Source organism: Delftia acidovorans SPH-1, assembly GCF_000018665.1.
Taxonomy (GTDB): Bacteria; Pseudomonadota; Gammaproteobacteria; order Burkholderiales; family Burkholderiaceae_C; genus Comamonas; species Comamonas acidovorans.
Window position 1 is genome coordinate 1,119,632 of the sequence record NC_010002.1, and the last position, 18,021, is coordinate 1,137,652.

Here is an 18,021-nt window from a genome sequence, read left to right on the forward strand (position 1 = left end):
GCCGCGCCCATGTCACGCCCCTCTCGCCAGGCCCTTGCCTGGCTTTTCGCGCTGGGCCTGTTGCTGGCGCTGTCGCTGGCCAGCCTGATGGTGGGCGCGGGCGACATGCACTGGAGCGTGCTGTGGTCGCGCAGCGAGGACGACCTGGCCAGCCAGGTGCTGGTCTACAGCCGCGTGCCGCGCACGCTGGCCCTGGTGCTGGCCGGCGCATCAATGGCGGTCTGCGGACTGCTCATGCAGATGCTGGCGCGCAACCATTTCGTGGAGCCTTCCACCGTGGGCACGGTGGAGTCGGCCAGCCTGGGCATGCTGGCCGCGTTCCTCTGGGTGCCGCATTGGCCGGTGATGGCCAAGATGGGCATCTCGGCCGTGGCGGCACTGCTGGGCACGGCGCTGTTCCTGGCCGTGCTCTCGCGCATCCGGCTGCGCTCGTCGTGGATGGTGCCCCTGGTCGGCCTGGTGCTGGCCGGCGTGCTGGAGGCAGCCGCCAGCTTTCTGGCGCTGCAGTTCGACATGATGCAGGCGCTCAAGTCCTGGTCCAACGGCGATTTCTCGCTGGTGGTCCAAGGCCGCTACGAGTTGCTGTGGCTGTCGCTGGGCGTCACGGCCCTGGCCTGCCTGGCGGCCGACCGTTTCACCGTGGCGGGCCTGGGCGAGAGCTTTGCCACCAACCTGGGCCTGAACTACCGGCGCCTGGTCTGGCAGGGGCTGGTGGTGGTGGCCGTGGCTACTTCGGCCGTGGTGGTCACGGCCGGCAGCCTGCCCTTTGTGGGCTTGATCGTGCCCAACGTGGTGCGCCTGGTTCTGGGCGACAACGTGCGCCGCAGCGTGCTGTGGGTGGCGCTGATCGGCGCGGGCCTGACCGTGCTGTGCGACCTGGTCGGGCGGCTGCTGATCGCTCCCTATGAAATTCCCGTGGGCACCGTGCTGGGCGTGCTGGGCAGTGCCCTGTTCCTGGCGCTGATCCTGCGCCGCCGCAAGGACCGTGCATGAGCAGCCTGCCGCAATCCGTTGCTTCCGATGGGCCTGCAGCGCGCAGTTGGGGCCATGGCGCGCGCCTGGCGCTGCTGGGCGCGCTGGCCCTGCTGTGCCTGCTGGCCTTTATGACCGTGGGCGTCAAGACCGACTGGGCCTTCGTGCTGGAGCACCGGGGCGCCAAGGTGCTGACCATGGCGCTGGTGGCCTGTGCCATCGGCCTGTCCACCGTGGTGTTCCAGACCGTGTCGCACAACACCATCCTCACGCCTTCCGTCATGGGGCTGGATGCGCTGTACCTGTTCGTGCAGGCGTCCATGGTGCTGATGCTGGGCGCGGCGGGCGTGTCCGCCATGGGCGAGGTCGGGCGCTATGCGCTCAACATCGTGCTGATGATGGGCTTCAGCGTGCTGCTGATGCGCTGGCTGTTCGTGGGCCATGCCAGCAGCCTGCATCTGATGCTGCTGGTGGGCATGGTGGGAGGCATCTTCTTTCGCAGCCTGGCCGGGCTGGCCATGCGCGTGCTCGATCCCAATGAGTTCACGGCGCTGCAGGACCGCATGTTCGCCAATTTCAACGCGGTGAACCTGCAGCTGCTGCTGCCGTCGCTGCTGCTGATCGCCCTGGGCAGCGCCTGGATCTGGCGCCAGCGCCGCGTGCTGGACGTGATCTCGCTGGGGCGCGATGCCGCCGTCAGCCTGGGCCTGGACTACGAGGGCCGCGTGCTGCGGCTGCTCGCCGTGGTGGCCTGCATGGTGGCCGTGTCCACGGCCCTGGTCGGCCCGGTGATCTTCTTCGGCCTGCTGGTCAGCAACATGGCCTATCACGCCATGGGCACGCGCCGCCATGCCTGGGTGCTGCCTGCGGCCGTGCTCTGGGGCTGCGTGCTGCTCATGGGCGGGCAGGTGCTGCTGGAGCAGCTTTTTCAATTCAATACCGTGCTGAGCATCGTGGTGGAGTTCCTGGGTGGAATCGTCTTCATCGTGCTGCTCATGCGCAAGGGGACCCAATGATCGAGGTGCGTGATCTGCTCAAGCGCCATGGCGGCACGGCAGTGCTGCAGGAGCTCAATTTCGATGTGCCCGAGCGGGCGCTGACGGCCATCATCGGGCCCAACGGTGCGGGCAAGTCCACGCTGCTGTCCCTGGTCAGCCGCCTCATGCCCATCACGGCGGGCAAGGTGCGGGTGGCCGGCCTCGACGTGGCCACCACGCCCACCGAGGCGCTGGCGCGCATCATGGCCATCCTGCGCCAGGACAACCAGAGCACGCTGCGCCTGACGGTGCGCGACCTGGTGGGCTTTGGCCGCTTTCCGCACAGCAAGGGCCGGCTGGGCCCCGAAGACCTGCGCCATGTGGACGAGGCGATGGAGTACCTGCAGCTCACGCCGCTGGCCGAGCGCTTTCTCGACGAGCTGTCAGGCGGCCAGCGCCAGCGCGCCTACATCGCCATGGTGCTGTGCCAGGACACGCCCTTCATCCTGCTGGACGAGCCGCTGAACAACCTGGACATGGCCCACGCCGTCAGCATGATGGGCCTGCTGCGCCGCGCCGTCACCGAACGCGGCAAGACCGTGGTCATGGTGCTGCACGACATCAACTTCGCCTCCTGCTACGCCGACCACATCATCGCGCTCAAGGACGGCCGCCTGGCCGTGGCGGGCACGCCGGCCGAGGTCGTGCAGGACGAGGTCCTCAGCAGCCTCTACGGCATCCCCGTCAGCGTGCACGAAGTCAAGGGCCGCAGGCTTTGCCATTACTTTGGTTGAACATGCGGCGTTTCGGGCTTGGCGCTTGAACCTGGCGCGGCCTGAGGCGAGGGACACCAAGCAAGGGCCTAAGCCGGCCGCGCCGCCCCGCAGCGAGGGTGTCGCCTGCTGCCCGTATGCCCCCCTCCCTCGCGAAGCGGGTAGAGAGGCGCCGTGCAACGGGGGAAGGCGCGAAGCGACTCAGGGGGTGCTTTTCTTCTTCAACAGCATGGAGTCGCCATAGCTGAAGAAGCGGTACTCCTGCGCAATCGCATGGCGGTACAGCGCCATCACCTGCTCGTAGCCCGCGAAGGCGCTGACCAGCATCATCAGCGTGCTCTTGGGCAGGTGGAAGTTGGTGATCAGCAGATCGACCACCTGGTACTCGAAGCCGGGCGTGATGAAGATGCGCGTGTCGCCGGAGAACTGGCCTGTCTGGGCCCAGGACTCCAGCGTGCGCACCGTGGTCGTGCCCACGGCGACGACGCGGCCGCCGCGCTGGCGGCAGCGTTCCAGCGCAGCCAGCGTGGCCAGCGGGATCTCGTACCACTCGCTGTGCATCTGGTGGTCGGCCAGGTTCTCGGTCTTCACGGGCTGGAAGGTGCCGGCGCCCACGTGCAGCGTGACGCTGGCGCGCTCGATGCCGCGCTCGGCCAGACGGGCCAGCACGGCGTCGTCAAAGTGCAGGGCGGCCGTGGGCGCGGCCACGGCGCCGGGGCGGGCCGCGAAGACGGTCTGGTAGCGCTCGCTGTCTTCGGCGGCATCGGGGTCGTTGCCGGTGTCCTGGTGGCGCTCGATATAGGGCGGCAGCGGCAGGTGGCCGAAGCGCTCCATCAGCTCGTGCGGCGTCTCGCCGCGCGGGCCTTCGAAGCTCAGGTGGAACAGCGGGCCGTTCTCGTCGGGCCAGCGGCCGCGCAGCACGGCGTCGAAGCCGCCGCGGTTCTTGCCGCCGCACAGGTGGATGCGCGAGCCGGGCAGGGGCTTCTTGCTGACGCGCATGTGGGCCACGACATCGTTGCCTTCGAGCACGCGCTCGACCAGCAGCTCCAGCCGGCCGCCGCTGGCCTTCTCGCCGAAGATGCGCGCCTTGAGCACGCGCGTGTCGTTGAACACCAGCAGGTCGCCGGGCTGCAGCAGGTCGGGCAGCTCGTGGAAGATGCGGTCGGTGGGCGGGGTGGCATCGTCGCGGCCGTCGAGCAGGCGCGAGGCGCTGCGCTGGGCGGCAGGATGCTGGGCGATCAGGTTCTCAGGAAGCTCGAAGTCGAAATCGCTGAGCGAAAACACACGGGACAGGGAGGACATGCAGTGCTTGAGGGCCGGACAGGGCCCGTTCCAAGTTCGTTGAACGGAAGTCCGCCATTGTCGCAAACCCTGGGGTCATCCCCGGAATTTCGCGGCGGTCACTTGGCCATCTGGGCCTGTGTCTGGGGCTGGCGTTCGAACTCCAGCCACAGCGTCTCCAGATCCGGGAAGTCCCAGTTCGCCGGGTCCTCGCGCGCGATGATGCGGTCGTTGCCCTGGCTTTCGGACAGGTCCTCGATCTCGGGCGTGATGCGGCAGGCCTGGCGCAGCGAATAGAACACCTTGACGCGCGGCGCCAGCAGGCTGCCCGGCGAGGCATCGACCACGACGGCCAGGCGCTGCGAATGCAGGCGCACCAGCGAGCCCAGCGGATAGATGCCCACGGTCTGCACGAACTGCTCGAACAGCCGCTTGTCGAAATGGCGGGGGCTCCACTCGGCCATGCGCCGCAGCGCCTCCGAGGGCGGCCAGCCCTTCTTGTAGGGCCGGTCCGAGGTGATGGCGTCGTAGACATCGCAGATCGCCGTCATGCGCGCCAGCAGGCCGATGTCGCCCTGCTGCAGTCCGTCGGGGTAGCCGCTGCCGTCCACCTTTTCGTGGTGGTGCAGGCAGGCATCGATGACCTCGTCGTCCAGGCCCAGCGGGCGCAGCAGCTGCTCGCCATGGCGTGGGTGGGCGCGCATCAGCGCCCATTCCGCATCGTCCAGCGGCCCGGGCTTGTTGAGCACGGCGACCGGAATCGCGGTCTTGCCCAGGTCGTGCATGAGACCGGCCATGCCGGCCTTGCGCAGGCTGTGGTCGTCCAGGCCCATGCGCTTGGCCAGCGCCACCATCAGCGCGCACACGGCCAGGCTGTGCATGTAGGTGTAGTCGTCGGCCGTCTTCAGCCGTGCCAGGCCGATCAGGGCATGGGGATTGCGCGCCACGGAGGCCGTCACATCGTCCACCAGCTGCCCGGCGGCCGTGGCGTCCACGGGCCGGCCCAGCCGCGCGTCGCTGAACAGGCGGCTGAGCAATTGCCTGGCCTGCACGCAGGTCTGGGCGGCGCGGCGCAGCTCGGTGGCGGTGGAAATGGGGGCCGTGCTCTGCTCGGAGACAGGGCGGGCGCTGTCCGGGATCTGGTGGCGAAGCTCGTCCTGCGGGTCAAAGCGCAGGCAAGGCACCTGGACACCCACGTCCAGGCCCTTGCGCACGTCGATCCAGACCTCCTGGATGGAGGTGGAGCGCAGGCGCTGGAGGTCGGCCTCGGAGCGGAGCAGGAAACGGGTTCGCCAAAAAGGATGCTCCATCCAGGAGCCGCAGAACTCGTGCAGGAACATGCCCAGAGTGACATGCTGGACATTGATACGCTTCAACATGGCATTCGGTGGCGGGGTAACACTACGTAACGTCAGCGTGCATGGTAGCGGCTTCCCCAGAGACCCGGGGCCTCAAGGGTGCTTTGGGCAAGGGCATCCGGCATGAACGTGGCGTGTTGCCTACACCTGTATATTCATACACTATGCTGCATGCCCGCCCATGCCCATGCGCATGCTCTGAAACAGGATAGCCCATGCCCTTGAACGTCTCCTCTGCCTTCCCAGATCTGGGGCGCGACGCCCCCGGCGGCAAGGCCGCGCGTGCCGGCAAGGGCAAGGGCAAGGCCGCAGGCAAGGGCGGCAAGGCAGCGGACAAGGCAGGAGACAAGCCCGCAGCGCCCGCCAAGCCCGCAGCCAGCGCCGCGCAGAAAGCGCTGCAGAAGATGGGCCTGGTGCGCGACATCGATCTGGCCCTGCACCTGCCGCTGCGCTATGAGGACGAGACGCGCATCACCGCGCTGCGCAATGCCCGCGAGGGCGACACGGTGCAGATCGAGGCCACGGTGACCCACAGCGAGGTGCAACTGCGCCCGCGCCGCATGCTCAAGGTCACGGTGGACGATGGCACGGCCGAGTGCGTGCTGACCTTCTTCAGCTTCTACCCCTCGCACCAGAAAACCCTGTCCGTGGGCGCGCGGCTGCGCATCCGCGGCGAGGTCAAGGGCGGCTTCTGGGGCCGGCAGATGCTGCACCCGGCGTTTCGCGCGGCGGGCGGCGACCTGCCCACGGCGCTCACGCCCGTCTATCCCACGGTGGCGGGCCTGCCCCAGGCCTACATCCGCCGCGCGGCGGTCACGGCCATGCTGCGCGCCGATCTCTCCGATACCCTGCCCCAGGGCGAGCATCCGCCCGTGGCGCAGTTCCATGGCAACGGCGGGCTGCCGCCGCTGTTCAGCCTGCGCGATGCGCTGCAGTTCCTGCACCACCCCACGCCCGATGTGGCCCTGGCCACGCTGGAAGACCATTCGCACCCGGCCTGGCAGCGCCTGAAGGCCGAGGAGCTGCTGGCCCAGCAACTGTCCCAATACGAGGCCAAGCGCGAACGCGCGCGGCTCAGGGCACCCGTGCTGCGCGCCCAGCCCATGGACAGCGCCCAGGGCCTGGCGCGCCAGTTCCTGGACCAATTGCCCTTTGGCCTGACCGGCGCCCAGCAGCGCGTGGTGGCCGAGATCCTTGCCGACATGGAGCGCCGCATGCCCATGCACCGGCTGCTGCAGGGCGATGTGGGATCGGGCAAGACCGTGGTGGCGGCGCTGTCGGCCGTGGCCTGCATCGAGGCCGGCTGGCAGTGCGCGCTGATGGCGCCCACCGAAATCCTGGCCGAGCAGCATTTCGGCAAGCTGGTCGGCTGGCTGGAGCCGCTGCTGGCCCCGCTGGGCAAGCGCGTGGCCTGGCTGGCCGGCGCGCAGAAGAAGAAGGAACGCACCGCCATGCTGGAGCTGGTCCACAGCGGCGAGGCGGCCCTGGTCGTGGGCACGCATGCCGTCATCCAGGACCAGGTGCAGTTCAAGAACCTGGCGCTGGCCGTCATCGACGAGCAGCACCGCTTTGGCGTGGCCCAGCGGCTGGCGCTGCGCCAGAAGCTCGCGGCCTCGGGCATGGAGCCCCATCTGCTGATGATGAGCGCCACGCCCATCCCGCGCACCCTGGCCATGAGCTACTACGCCGACCTGGATGTGTCCACCATCGATGAGCTGCCGCCGGGCCGCACGCCCATCGTCACCAAGCTCATTGCCGACAGCCGCAAGGACGAGGTCATCGAGCGCATAGGCGCCCAGGTCGCGGAAGGACGCCAGGTCTACTGGGTCTGCCCGCTGATCGAGGAAAGCGAGGCGCTGGACCTGTCCAACGCCACGGCCACCCATGCCTATCTGAGCGAGATGCTGCCCGGCGTCATGGTCGGCCTGCTGCACTCGCGCATGCCCACGGCCGAGAAGAAGGCCGTGATGGAGCTGTTCTCCGCCGGGGTCATGGGCGTGCTGGTCTCCACCACGGTGATCGAAGTGGGCGTGGACGTGCCCAACGCCTCGCTCATGGTCATCGAGCATGCGGAGCGCTTCGGCCTGTCGCAGCTGCACCAGCTGCGCGGGCGCGTGGGGCGGGGTGCGGCGGCCTCGGCCTGCGTGCTGCTGTATTCGGTGGGAGACAGTGGGCGCCTGGGCGAGACGGCCAAGGACCGGCTGCGCGCCATGGCCGAGACCAACGACGGCTTCGAGATCGCGCGGCGCGACCTGGAGATCCGCGGCCCAGGCGAATTCCTGGGCGCACGCCAGTCCGGCGCTCCCATGCTGCGCTTTGCCGACCTGGAGCAGGACCTGATGCTGCTCGACTGGGCCCGCGAGCTGGCGCCGCGCATGCTGGAGCAGCACCCGCAACTGGCCCAACGCCATGTGGGCCGCTGGCTGGGCGGCAAGGCCGAATTCCTCAAGGCCTGATCGGCCCGTTCCATTCCCTGCCGGGTGGTTGTGTTACGTATTTTTACGCGTCCAGGCGCTGCCTGGCAGCGGCATCTTCCGCAGGCCTGCAGCCCGCGCCAGACATGGTTTCCACGCGCGTTGTAGCCATCGAAATGGAGCGCTTCATGCCGTCCTGGCGGTGACAGCGCCGCCCCGTTACGGCATTGAATATTTGTGACCTTTTGGTACATTGAGTCACAAAAAACAGGGTAGCTCCATCCGGGAGGGGATGGCCTGCCAAGCCTCCCCCACGGGGAGGACGGCCGCGATCACTCTTGTGTTGTCCCATTTTTCTGCGAATGAGGAGCTGCCAACATGAATGAAGCCGTTCAAGCGAATGAGATCGTCGAGACCTCCTGGCGCATGGGCCTGGTGGCCCTGTCCTATGGCATTGCCGTATTGGGCTCCTTCGTGGCCCTGACTGCGGCGCAGCGCATCCGGGGACGCGAGGGCCTCAGCTGGCTGAACCTGCTGGCGGCGGGCACGGCGCTGGGCGGCATCGGCGTGTGGTCCATGCATTTCACGGGCATGCTGGCGCTGAACCTGGGCATGGGTTCGGGCTACTCCATGGTCGAAACCCTGGCGTCCCTGTGCGCCGCCGTTGCCGCCACCTCGGTGGCGCTGGCCTTTGTCGCGCGGCGGCCCGAAAGCGGGGCGCGCGTGCTGGGCGCGGGCACCCTGCTGGGCCTGGGCGTGGCCTTCATGCATTACCTGGGCATGTATGGCATGCGCTTTCCGGGCTTCATCGTCTGGTCTGTTCCCACCGTGCTGCTGTCCGTGGGCATCGCCGTGGCTGCGGCCAGCGCCGCGCTGTGGCTCTCGTTTCGCACCAGCTCGCCGGGCATGCGTGCGCTGGCCGCCGCCGTCATGGGCGCAGCGGTCTGTTCCATGCACTACACCGGCATGGCCGCAGCGGACTTCGTATGCATTTCAGAGGCACAGCGTTATGCTAGGCCGCAAGGCTTTGCCGTGATCAGCGCCCTGGACCTTCCGGTCTTTACCGTGATCGTGGCCATAGGCCTGGCTGCATTGATAGGCATGGACCAGCTCATGCAGCAACGCGACCGGATGCGCCGGCCGTTGCACTAGGTGGATAAATACAAAAAGCCGGCGGGTCGGGGAGCGCGCAGTGGTCATGCGCGGACGAGGACTGGCACAATCGAATTAGGACAAATCCTAGAACCTGTGCAGGAACTTTTGAGGGGAGCACCCCGGCAAGCCGGCCGCAAGGCCTGATTGCACAAAGGTTCCGGCACAGGTTCTTGGTGTAAGACCATCGTATTTTCCGAGGCTCCCTCCCAGACACAGCTCGCCAATGACACTTACCGAACTCAAATACATCGTGGCCGTGGCACGTGAAAAGCATTTTGGCCGCGCCGCCGAAGCCTGTTATGTGTCCCAGCCCACGTTGTCCGTGGCGATCAAGAAGCTGGAGGAGGAGCTCGATGTCAAGCTCTTCGAGCGCAGTGCCGGCGAAGTGTCGGTCACGTCGCTGGGCGAGGAGATCATCCGTCAGGCGCAAAGCGTGCTGGAGCAGGCCGCCGAGATCAAGGAAATCGCCAAGCGCGGCAAGGACCCGCTGTCCGGCGTGCTCACCCTGGGTGTGATCTACACCATCGGCCCCTACCTGCTGCCGGACCTGGTGCGCAACTCCATCATGCGCACGCCGCAGATGCCGCTGATGCTGCAGGAGAACTACACCATCAAGCTGCTGGAGATGCTGCGCACCGGCGAGATCGACTGCGCCATCGTCGCCGAGCCCTTCCCCGACACCGGCCTGGCGCTGGCGCCGCTGTACGACGAGCCCTTCATGGCCGCCGTTCCCAGCACCCATGCGCTGGCCCAGAAGGACCATGTCTCCACCAGCGATCTCAAGAACGAGACCATGCTGTTGCTGGGCTCGGGCCACTGCTTCCGCGACCATGTGCTCCAGGTCTGCCCCGAGTTCGCACGCTATGCCAGCAATGCCGAAGGCATTCGCCGCACCTTCGAAGGCTCGTCGCTGGAGACCATCAAGCACATGGTGGCCGCCGGCATGGGCGTGACCCTGGTGCCGCGCCTGTCCGTGCCCGCCGATGCGCTGGAGACCACGGCGCGCCGCCGCAAGACCGATGAGCCGCACATCCGCTACCTGCCCATCCTCGAGGACGACGGCTCGCCTCCGCCGACACGCCGCGTGGTCCTGGCCTGGCGCCGCAGCTTCACGCGCTACGAGGCCATCGCCGCCCTGCGCAACGCGGTCTACGCCTGCGCCTTGCCCGGCGTCAAACGCCTGTCCTGATGACCGCACCGGCGCGCGAGTCGGGCCTGTGGGGCCGCTGCGCTTGCGTTATCGTTGCAACTGGCTCCCGGGCGACCTGCCGGGAGCATCTTCCGTTTGTACGAAGCTGAAAGGGATCCCATGGCCAAAAATGCCAGCAAAGACAAGTCCGGTGCAAAGAAGCCAGAGGCCGTGCAGGCCGACAAGGCGGACAAGGCAGTGCAGCCTGCAAAGGCCGCACTGGCCGACGTGGCACCGGCGTCCGTGCGCTCCTCCGCCATCCATATCGGCATCAGCGACAAGGACCGCGCGGCCATCGCCAAGGGCCTGTCGGCCCTGCTGGCCGACACCTACACGCTGTATCTGACCACGCACAATTTCCACTGGAACGTCACCGGCCCGATGTTCAACACGCTGCACACCATGTTCATGGGGCAGTACACGGAGCTGTGGAACGCCGTCGACCCCATCGCCGAGCGCATCCGTGCGCTGGGCCATTTCGCGCCGGGCTCCTATGCCGACTTCGGCAAGCTCACCAGCCTGGCCGACGTGCCCCACGATCCGCCCAAGGCCCTGGAGATGGTGCGCATCCTGGTCGCCGGCCACGAGGCCGTGGCCCGCACAGCGCGCAGCCTGTTCCCCCAGGCCGACAAGGCCAGCGACGAACCCACGGCCGACCTGCTGACCCAGCGCCTGACCGTGCACGAGCAGACCGCCTGGATGCTGCGCGCCCTGCTCGAAGACTGATGCTGCGCAAACCCCAGTCTTCCCGCGTACCCACCCTGGCCCGGGAGTGATGCCACCGCATGCTCTGGACCTGGATTGACGCACACGCCGCCACGGGCGGCCTGTGCCTGGTACTGGCCGCCCTGGGCGGCCTTTTTTTCTATCTGCGCCTGCCTGCCACGGCCCGGCTGCGCCACGCAGGCCTGCCCATGCCGCGGGCCGCATGGCTGGGCCTGGCTGCCGCCGGCGTGCTGGCCTTGCTGGCACTGGCCGTGATGGTGCGCGACATGCTGGGCCTGGCCCAGCCCGCAGGCTGCGCCACCTGCACCGACTGGCCGGTGCTCGACGAGGCCCTGCACCTGTGGTTGGCCGGCCATGCCACCGATGCCTGGGTGCGCCCCGTGGTCGCCTTCACCCAACTGGGCAATGTGGCCTGGATGGTGTCGCTGTCGGCCGCCGTGCTGGCGCTGCTGCTGTGGCGGCGCGACTGGCTGCATGCGGCCGCCTGGGTGGTGGCCACGGCTGGCGTGGGCCTGTGGATACGCGCCATCAAGACCAGCGTGGGCCGTCCGCGCCCCGTGGGTGGCTGGGTGCCTGAAGGCGGCTTCAGTTTCCCCAGCGGCCACAGTGCGGGCACCTTCGTGCTCTATCTGATGCTGGCCTGGCTGCTGCTGCCGTACCTGCGCCCGGCCTGGCGCTGGCCCGTGGGCCTGGCGGCCCTGGCTGTCGCCCTGGGCGTGGGCGCCAGCCGCGTGGTGCTGCGCGTGCACTATGCCAGCGATGTGCTGGCCGGCTGGCTGCTGGGCCTGGCCTGGATGGCGCTGGTGATCTGTGCCGTGGAGTGGGCGCAAACCCGTGTTGCCGGCAGGCGCTGCTGAGGCGCGCCGCCGAGCCTGCCCGCCCAGCGGCGACAATGCGGGCATTTCGAATGTGATGCGTGCGATGGTCGGCCCACGGCCGCCATCGGCGCCCAGACGCCATGCCCACCACCTCCTCCACGCCCATGCCTGCGCCCCGGCGCAGCAAACTGTCGCTCTATCTGGACCTGGTCCGCTTCAACCGGCCGGCCGGCTGGCTGGTCCTGGTCTGGCCCACGCTGGCCGCACTGTGGGTGGCAGCGGGCGGGTTTCCGGGCTGGCATCTGCTGGTGGTCTTCGTGCTGGGAACGGTGCTGATGCGCAGCGCCGGCTGCTGCATCAACGACATCGCCGACCGCGATTTCGACCGCCACGTCAAGCGCACCACGCAGCGGCCCATCACCTCGGGGCAGGTCTCGGTCAAGGAGGCCGCCCTGCTGGGCGCGGCCCTGGCCCTGGTCTCGCTGGGCCTGGTGCTGACCACGCGCTGGGAGGCCGTGGCCTGGTCCGTGCCCGCCGTGCTGTTCACCATCCTCTACCCGTTCACCAAGCGCTTCTTCGCCATGCCCCAGGCCTTCCTGGGCATTGCCTTCAACTTCGGCATCGTGATCGCCTTCGCCGCCGTGCAGGGCCAGGTGCCGGCCACGGCCTGGATTCTGTGGCTCGCCAACATGTTCCTGGTGCTGGCCTATGACACCGAATACGCCATGGTGGACCGCGACGACGACCTCAGGATCGGCATGAAGACCTCGGCCATCACCCTGGGCCGCTTCGACGTGGTGGCCGTCATGGGCTTTTTCGTGCTCTGCGGCCTGCTCACCGTCTGGGCGCTGGCGCCCTATGGCCTGGCCTGGCCTTTCTGGCTGGGCCTGGCCGTGGCCGCGGCCCAGGTGATCTGGCACTTCACCCTGATCCGCCACCGCACGCGCGAGGGCTGCTTCGTGGCGTTCAGCAAGAGCCACTGGATCGGTGCCAGCCTGTTCGCGGGCGTGGCGCTGGGGTTTGCGCTGCGCTGAGGGCTCAGCGCTGAAAAAACAAGGGAGGCCGGTGCCTCCCTTTTGCATGAAGCCTGGGGCGCTGCGCCGGGCTCAGCGGCCGAATTCGGCGGCCAGCTCCTTGGCCCGTGTTTCCGCTGCCCGCATGGCGGCCACGAAATGCTCGGGCACCTGTTGCGCCTGCATGTGGGTGATGGCGGCGTGGGTGGTGCCGCCCTTGCTGGTCACGCGCTGGCGCAGCACGTCGGCGCTTTCGGTGGAGCGGGCGGCCAGTTCCGATGCGCCCTGGAAGGTGGCCACGCCCAGGCGGTAGGACTGCTCGGCCGTGAGGCCCATGTCCACGCCGGCCTGTGTCATGGCTTCGAGGAACAGGAAGACATAGGCCGGGCCCGAGCCCGACAGTGCGGTCACGGCGTCCAGGTGCGCTTCCTGGTCGACCCAGACGAACTGGCCCGTGGTGGCAACGACCTGCTCGATGGCGCTCTTGCCTGCGGCATCGACCTGGGCGCATGCGAACAGGCCCGTCATGCCCTTGCCCACCAGGGCCGGCGTATTGGGCATGGCGCGCACGATGCGGCCCGTGCCCAGCCACTGGGCGATGGAGTCCGTGGGAATGCCGGCGGCCACGCTCAGGTGCAGGGCCTGGGCGGTATGCGGCGCCACGGCCTGGGCGGCTTCCTTGAAGGTCTGGGGCTTGACGGCCCAGACCACGATGCCGGCACCCTCCAGCGCGCTGGCGGCGGCCGCGGCATCGGCATGCGCCGTGATGCCGAAGTTCGTGCGCAGCGCGTCGCGTGCAGCCTCGAAGGGTTCGACGACGACGATGCGGTCTGCGGATTGGCCCTGGCCGATCAGTCCGCCGATGATGGCGCTGGCCATGTTGCCGCCACCGATGAAGGCGATGACAGGGGAGGCTGTGGAAACGGTGTTCATGCTGGTGGCGGTGGAGAAGGAAAACGAAGAGTTTAGAGCGTGTTCACACCGTGCCAGCGCATGTCCACGCCATGGCTGGCGGCCAGGTCCAGGGGCTGTGCCGGGGCGCCCGGCCGCTGGCGCAGGGTGAGCGCGCAAGGACCCTCTCCGCGCGTGGCAAGGCGCTGGCGCAGTGCGTCGGACGCCGCCAGTGCCTGCGCGCCTTGCAGCAGCAGGTCGAACCCCGGCAATGCCAGCCGCGCGCCCTGGTTGTCCAGCCTCTGCAGCGGCAGGCCCGGGCCCAGCAGCGCCCGGTAGCGGTCCAGGCTGGCGTCCAGGTCGTGCACGGCGACGGTCAGCGAGGCCACGCCCAGCGCGCCGTTGGGATGCTCGCGCACGCTGCCCTCGGGCACGCGCAGCGCGCGCGGCGTGACGTCGCCGCACAGGAAGGGCAGGTCGGGCGTGGCGTGGCGCGCCGTCTGCCACAGCAGTTGCGCGCCATCGGGGCGCACGCGGCCTCCGTCCACGGGGCCGACCAGGGTATCCAGCCCCCGCCCGCGCGCCTCGGCCAGGGCCTGGGCGGTGCTTTGGGGCAGCAGGGCGAAGTCCACCAGCCCTTCGCCATGGTCGCGCAGCGTGCGGTACCAGCGCTCTTCGGGCGCCGGGGCGGTCCAGGCAATGATCTCCAGGTAGGCGCCGTCGGCAAACACGACCAGTGCGTTGTGCGAGGTGCGGCCCGGATGACGGCCGCCGATGGCGACCTGAAAACCCAGCGCGCGGTAGTCCGCCACGGCGGCCTCGAGGTCCTGCACGGCGATGACGATGTGGTCCAGCGGAAGTGCCATGAATGCTCCTGTGTGGTGTAAGGGGGGCCGTCCGGATTCTCAGTCTTCGAGCTGGACCTTGTTGTCGCGCACGAAGCGGCCCCAGCGCTCATATTCCTGGCGCACCCAGCGGTCGAGGGCGGGTCCGTCCGTGGCCATGACTTCAAAGCCCGACTGCATGAGCTTGCTGCGGATGTCGGGCGTGTTCAGCGTGGCCTGGAAGTCTTCGGTGAGCTTGTGCACCGTGGCTGCCGGCGTGGCGGAAGGCGCGAACACGCCGATCCACGAATAGGCCTCGAAGCCCGGGAAGCCGGACTCGGCCACGGTGGGCACGTCGGGCAGTTCGGGCAGGCGCTTGAGGCCGGTCACCGCCAGCGGCTTGATCTTGCCCGCCGAAATCTGGCCGCGCAGCGCCGCGTAGCTGAGCAGGGTGAGGTCGGACACATTGCCGAGCACGGCCTGCACGGCCGGGCCGCCGCCGCCGTAGGGCACGTGCAGCACGTAGGTGCCCGAGCGGCGCTTGATGTCCTCCATCACCAGGTGGTTCATGGACCCCAGGCCGGTCGATGCGTAGCTGTATTTGCCCGGGTTGCGGCGCGCCAGTTCCAGGAAGCCGGCCAGGTCCTTGGCGGGCACCGAGGCCGAAGCGCCGATCACCAGCGGAAAGCGCAGCGCCAGCGACACGCCCGTGAAGTCCTTGAAGGTGTCGTAGGGCAGCCGGGACTTGGCGATGGGGTTGATGGCATGGGTGTCGAAGCTGAACAGCAGGGTGTTGCCGTCCGGGGCCGACTTGGCCACGTACTGGGTGGCGATCTGGCTGGCGGCGCCGGGGCGGTTCTCGACGATCACCGGGCGGCCGGCCACCTCACCCAGGCGCGGCTGCAGTATGCGGGCGGCGATGTCGGTGCTGCCCCCCGGCGGGAAGGTGATGACCAGCTTGAGCGGGGTGGCGCCCTGCGCGGATGCCGTGCCGGACGGCCCCAGCAGGCATGCGGCGGCCGTGGCCAGCAGCAGCTGGCGGCGGGAAAGGTGGCGTGAAGGGGGGCAGGGCATGGAAACTCCTTTTCAAGCGCATTGACGGGCAGAGGGGAGAGGGGTCTGTGCGTGGGGCCTGGAGTCAACCCATCCACTGGCTCACCGGAACGGCCGTGTCCTGGAGCTCTTGCGAGATCACATCCACCAGCGCCGGGCCGTCGTGCATCAGCGCGGCCTTGAGCGCGGCTTCGAGATCTGCCGGGTCATGCACCTGCCAGGCCTTGACGCCGAAGGCCTCGGCCACGCGGGCATGGTGGGTGCGGTTGAAGTCGACGGAGAAGTAGCGTTCATCGTAGCCGGACTTCTGGCTGGCCTTGATCCAGCCGAACACGCTGTTGGAGAACACGATCATCTTCAGCGGCACGTTGCGGCGCACGATGGTTTCCAGCTCGCCGCAGGTGAAGCCGAAGCTGCCGTCGCCCATGACCGCGACCACCACGGAATCGGGCTGGCCGATGGCGGCGCCAAAGCCGGCGGACATGGCAAAGCCCAGCGCCCCGTGCGCGCGGTTGGTGATGAAGTGCCGGCCGGCCTGGGGCGCGTCGAAATAGGCCGTGAAGTAGGGGCAGGGCGTGCCGGGGTCGGCCACCACGATTGCGCGCGCGGGCAGCAGGCGGTTGAGCGTGTCCACCACGCGCTCGGGCTTGATGGGGCGCTCCAGCGAGGCGGCCAGCGGTGCGAAGAAGGCCTGCTTGGCGGCGCGCGCGGTGGCCGCCAGCGAGGCGCCGTCCGCGGCATCGGCGGGGCGGCGGGCGATGCGCTGCTGCACGGCCGCGTGCAGCGCCTGCAGGCCCAGCAGGGCGTCGCCCACCAGGGCCACGTCGGTGCGGTAGTTGGTGCCTATGGTCATGGCGTCCACGTCCAGGTGGACGATGGTGACCTTGCGCGAGGGCATCTGCCAGTGCTCGGTGGTGGTGGAGCCGGCCCGGGCGCCGATGAACATCACCAGGTCCGCCTGCGCCACCACGGCGCGCGTGGCCTCGACGCCGCCATTGGTGCCCACCACGCCGGCATTGAGCGGATGGCTGCCCGCCAGGCTGCCCTGGCCGCTGACGCTGGAGCACACGGGCGCGTTGAGCACGGTGGCCAGCGCATCCAGTGCGGCGCTGGCGCCTGCGATGAGCACGCCGCCGCCGCAGATCAGCACGGGGCAGCGCGCCGCCACCAGGCGGTCGGCCGCCTCGGCCACGGCCGCCGGATCGGGGGCGGACCGATAGGCCGGATAGTGGTCATGCCCTGGCTGGGCCCAGACATCGGCCGGATCCAGCGTGTGCTTTTGCACGTCATAGGGCAGGCAGATATGGGTGGCGCCGGGCCGGCCCGTGGTCATGGCGCGAAAGGCGCTGCGCACGGCGTGCGGAATCTGGTCCACGCGGTCGATGGTGGTATTCCACTTGGTCAGCGGCTTGTACAGCGCCTGCTGGTCGAGTTCGGTCAGCGGGAACTTGCCGCGTGCGCCCACGGAAACGTCCGAGGTGATACCCAGCACGGGCACCGAGGACTCGTTGGCCTCGGCCAGGCCGGGCAGCAGGTAGGTGGCGCCGCCTCCGCTGGGGCCTTCGCACACGCCCACCTTGCCTGTGACGCGCGCATAGGCGTCGGCCATGTAGCCGGCGCTGCGCTCGTCCCGCGTGAGGATGTGGTCCATGCCGTGGTCCAGCCGCGCCATGGCGTCGTAGAAGGGCAGGCTGGTGTCGCCGCACAGGCCGAAGATGTGCTTGACGCCATTGAGCTGCAGCATGCGGACCATGGCGTCGGCGCCATTGAAAGCGGTGGTCATGTCGGGAGTCTCCAGGCAGGTTGGGTGATGGGATTTTTAAGAATCCATTTCAGTATACTTAAAAGAATGCGCAGCGCCAAAGGGCACAATGGCGCCATGAAAATCTCCAACATCCGCCATGAACGGGGCTCCAGCGTCTACAGCACGCTGCGTGACATGGCCATCTCCTACGAGTTCAAGCCGGGCGAGCGCCTGAGCGAAAGCGAACTGGCCCTGCGCCTGGGCGTGAGCCGCACGCCCGTGCGCGAGGCACTGACGCGGCTGGTGGCCGATGGCTTTTTGCTGCCGGCCAGCCGCGGCTACATGCGGCGCGAACTGGACGTGAAGGAGTCGCTGGACCTGTACGAGGCCCGCGTGGCCGTGGAGCGCGAATGCGTGCGCCTGGCCGTGGAGCGCGCCACCGATGCCCAGCTCGACGAGGCCCTGGCCTATCTGGAGCAGAGCCAGCGCGTGGCCTCCGATACGCCGATCCGGCAACTGGTGGACCTGGACGAGGGATTCCACCTGCGCATTGCCGACATGGCCGACAACGCCGAGCTGCGGCGCATGCTGGCGAGCCTGAACGAGCGCATCCGCTTCATCCGCTGGATCGACATGGAGAGCGTGGGGCGCGCCTCCACCCAGCACGAGCACCTGGAAATCCTGCAGGCACTGCGTGCGCGCGACGCCCAGGCCAGCGAACGCCTGATGGCCGAGCACATCGGCCTGCGGCGCGAGCAGATCGTGGAGGCCATTGCGCGCGGGCTGACGCGCATCTACCTGCCGCAGGAGCAGGTGCAGGCCACGCCCTGAAA

At 68.5% G+C, this 18,021-nt stretch carries 16 protein-coding genes; 10 read left to right on the plus strand and 6 right to left on the minus strand.

Annotated elements, in window-relative coordinates:
• Positions 1–9: 9 nt before the first annotated feature.
• The 3 genes from DACI_RS05110 to DACI_RS05120 are packed head-to-tail and all read left to right on the plus strand — an operon-like array spanning position 10 to position 2,743.
• Positions 10–993, plus strand: coding sequence for an ABC transporter permease (locus tag DACI_RS05110; RefSeq protein ID WP_043780677.1), 984 nt, complete (start codon positions 10–12; stop codon positions 991–993).
• Positions 990–1,988, plus strand: a complete 999-nt coding sequence (locus DACI_RS05115; RefSeq protein ID WP_012202939.1) for an iron chelate uptake ABC transporter family permease subunit — start codon at positions 990–992, stop codon at positions 1,986–1,988. The genes DACI_RS05110 and DACI_RS05115 overlap by 4 nt, the downstream gene beginning before the upstream one ends.
• On the plus strand, positions 1,985–2,743 hold the full coding sequence (locus DACI_RS05120; RefSeq protein WP_012202940.1) for an iron ABC transporter ATP-binding protein: 759 nt from the start codon (positions 1,985–1,987) through the stop codon (positions 2,741–2,743). The genes DACI_RS05115 and DACI_RS05120 overlap by 4 nt, the downstream gene beginning before the upstream one ends.
• A gap of 180 nt (positions 2,744–2,923) precedes the next feature.
• On the opposite strand, the gene queA is transcribed toward DACI_RS05120, so the two are convergent.
• Both queA and DACI_RS05130 read right to left on the minus strand, forming a co-directional pair.
• Positions 2,924–4,024 carry a tRNA preQ1(34) S-adenosylmethionine ribosyltransferase-isomerase QueA gene (gene queA, locus DACI_RS05125; protein WP_034389929.1) on the minus strand — a complete coding sequence of 367 codons (1,101 nt, stop codon included), beginning with the start codon at positions 4,022–4,024 and terminating at the stop codon, positions 2,924–2,926.
• Positions 4,025–4,122: 98 nt separating this feature from the next.
• Positions 4,123–5,382 carry an HD-GYP domain-containing protein gene (locus DACI_RS05130; RefSeq protein ID WP_012202942.1) on the minus strand — a complete coding sequence of 420 codons (1,260 nt, stop codon included), beginning with the start codon at positions 5,380–5,382 and terminating at the stop codon, positions 4,123–4,125.
• Between the two features lie 194 nt (positions 5,383–5,576).
• On the opposite strand from DACI_RS05130, the gene recG reads away from it, so the two are divergent.
• From recG to ubiA, 6 genes are all read left to right on the plus strand, one after another.
• Positions 5,577–7,817, plus strand: a complete 2,241-nt coding sequence (recG, locus tag DACI_RS05135; RefSeq protein WP_012202943.1) for an ATP-dependent DNA helicase RecG — start codon at positions 5,577–5,579, stop codon at positions 7,815–7,817.
• A gap of 336 nt (positions 7,818–8,153) precedes the next feature.
• Positions 8,154–8,927, plus strand: coding sequence for an MHYT domain-containing protein (locus tag DACI_RS05140; RefSeq protein ID WP_012202944.1), 774 nt, complete (start codon positions 8,154–8,156; stop codon positions 8,925–8,927).
• A gap of 226 nt (positions 8,928–9,153) precedes the next feature.
• On the plus strand, positions 9,154–10,119 hold the full coding sequence (locus DACI_RS05145; protein WP_012202945.1) for a LysR substrate-binding domain-containing protein: 966 nt from the start codon (positions 9,154–9,156) through the stop codon (positions 10,117–10,119).
• A gap of 120 nt (positions 10,120–10,239) precedes the next feature.
• Positions 10,240–10,845 carry a Dps family protein gene (locus tag DACI_RS05150; protein WP_012202946.1) on the plus strand — a complete coding sequence of 202 codons (606 nt, stop codon included), beginning with the start codon at positions 10,240–10,242 and terminating at the stop codon, positions 10,843–10,845.
• 59 nt (positions 10,846–10,904) lie between these two features.
• Positions 10,905–11,702: a phosphatase PAP2 family protein gene (locus DACI_RS05155; protein WP_012202947.1), complete on the plus strand. Its 798-nt coding sequence runs from the start codon at positions 10,905–10,907 to the stop codon at positions 11,700–11,702.
• 125 nt (positions 11,703–11,827) lie between these two features.
• Complete coding sequence (ubiA, locus tag DACI_RS05160; RefSeq protein ID WP_043783182.1) at positions 11,828–12,697, plus strand: 4-hydroxybenzoate octaprenyltransferase; 870 nt, start codon at positions 11,828–11,830, stop codon at positions 12,695–12,697.
• A gap of 72 nt (positions 12,698–12,769) precedes the next feature.
• Here ubiA and proC read toward each other — a convergent pair whose 3' ends face one another.
• From proC to DACI_RS05180, 4 genes are all read right to left on the minus strand, one after another.
• Positions 12,770–13,609, minus strand: a complete 840-nt coding sequence (gene proC / locus DACI_RS05165) for a pyrroline-5-carboxylate reductase (RefSeq protein ID WP_012202949.1) — start codon at positions 13,607–13,609, stop codon at positions 12,770–12,772.
• Positions 13,610–13,641: 32 nt separating this feature from the next.
• On the minus strand, positions 13,642–14,433 hold the full coding sequence (locus tag DACI_RS05170) for a VOC family protein (protein WP_012202950.1): 792 nt from the start codon (positions 14,431–14,433) through the stop codon (positions 13,642–13,644).
• Positions 14,434–14,472: 39 nt separating this feature from the next.
• Positions 14,473–15,465, minus strand: a complete 993-nt coding sequence (locus tag DACI_RS05175) for a tripartite tricarboxylate transporter substrate binding protein (RefSeq protein WP_012202951.1) — start codon at positions 15,463–15,465, stop codon at positions 14,473–14,475.
• 64 nt (positions 15,466–15,529) lie between these two features.
• A complete protein-coding gene (locus tag DACI_RS05180; RefSeq protein ID WP_012202952.1) occupies positions 15,530–17,227 on the minus strand; it encodes a thiamine pyrophosphate-binding protein in 1,698 nt (565 codons plus the stop codon).
• 96 nt (positions 17,228–17,323) lie between these two features.
• Between DACI_RS05180 and DACI_RS05185 the strand changes: the two genes are divergently transcribed.
• Complete coding sequence (locus tag DACI_RS05185; RefSeq protein WP_012202953.1) at positions 17,324–18,019, plus strand: GntR family transcriptional regulator; 696 nt, start codon at positions 17,324–17,326, stop codon at positions 18,017–18,019.
• The last annotated feature ends 2 nt before the right edge of the window (positions 18,020–18,021 follow it).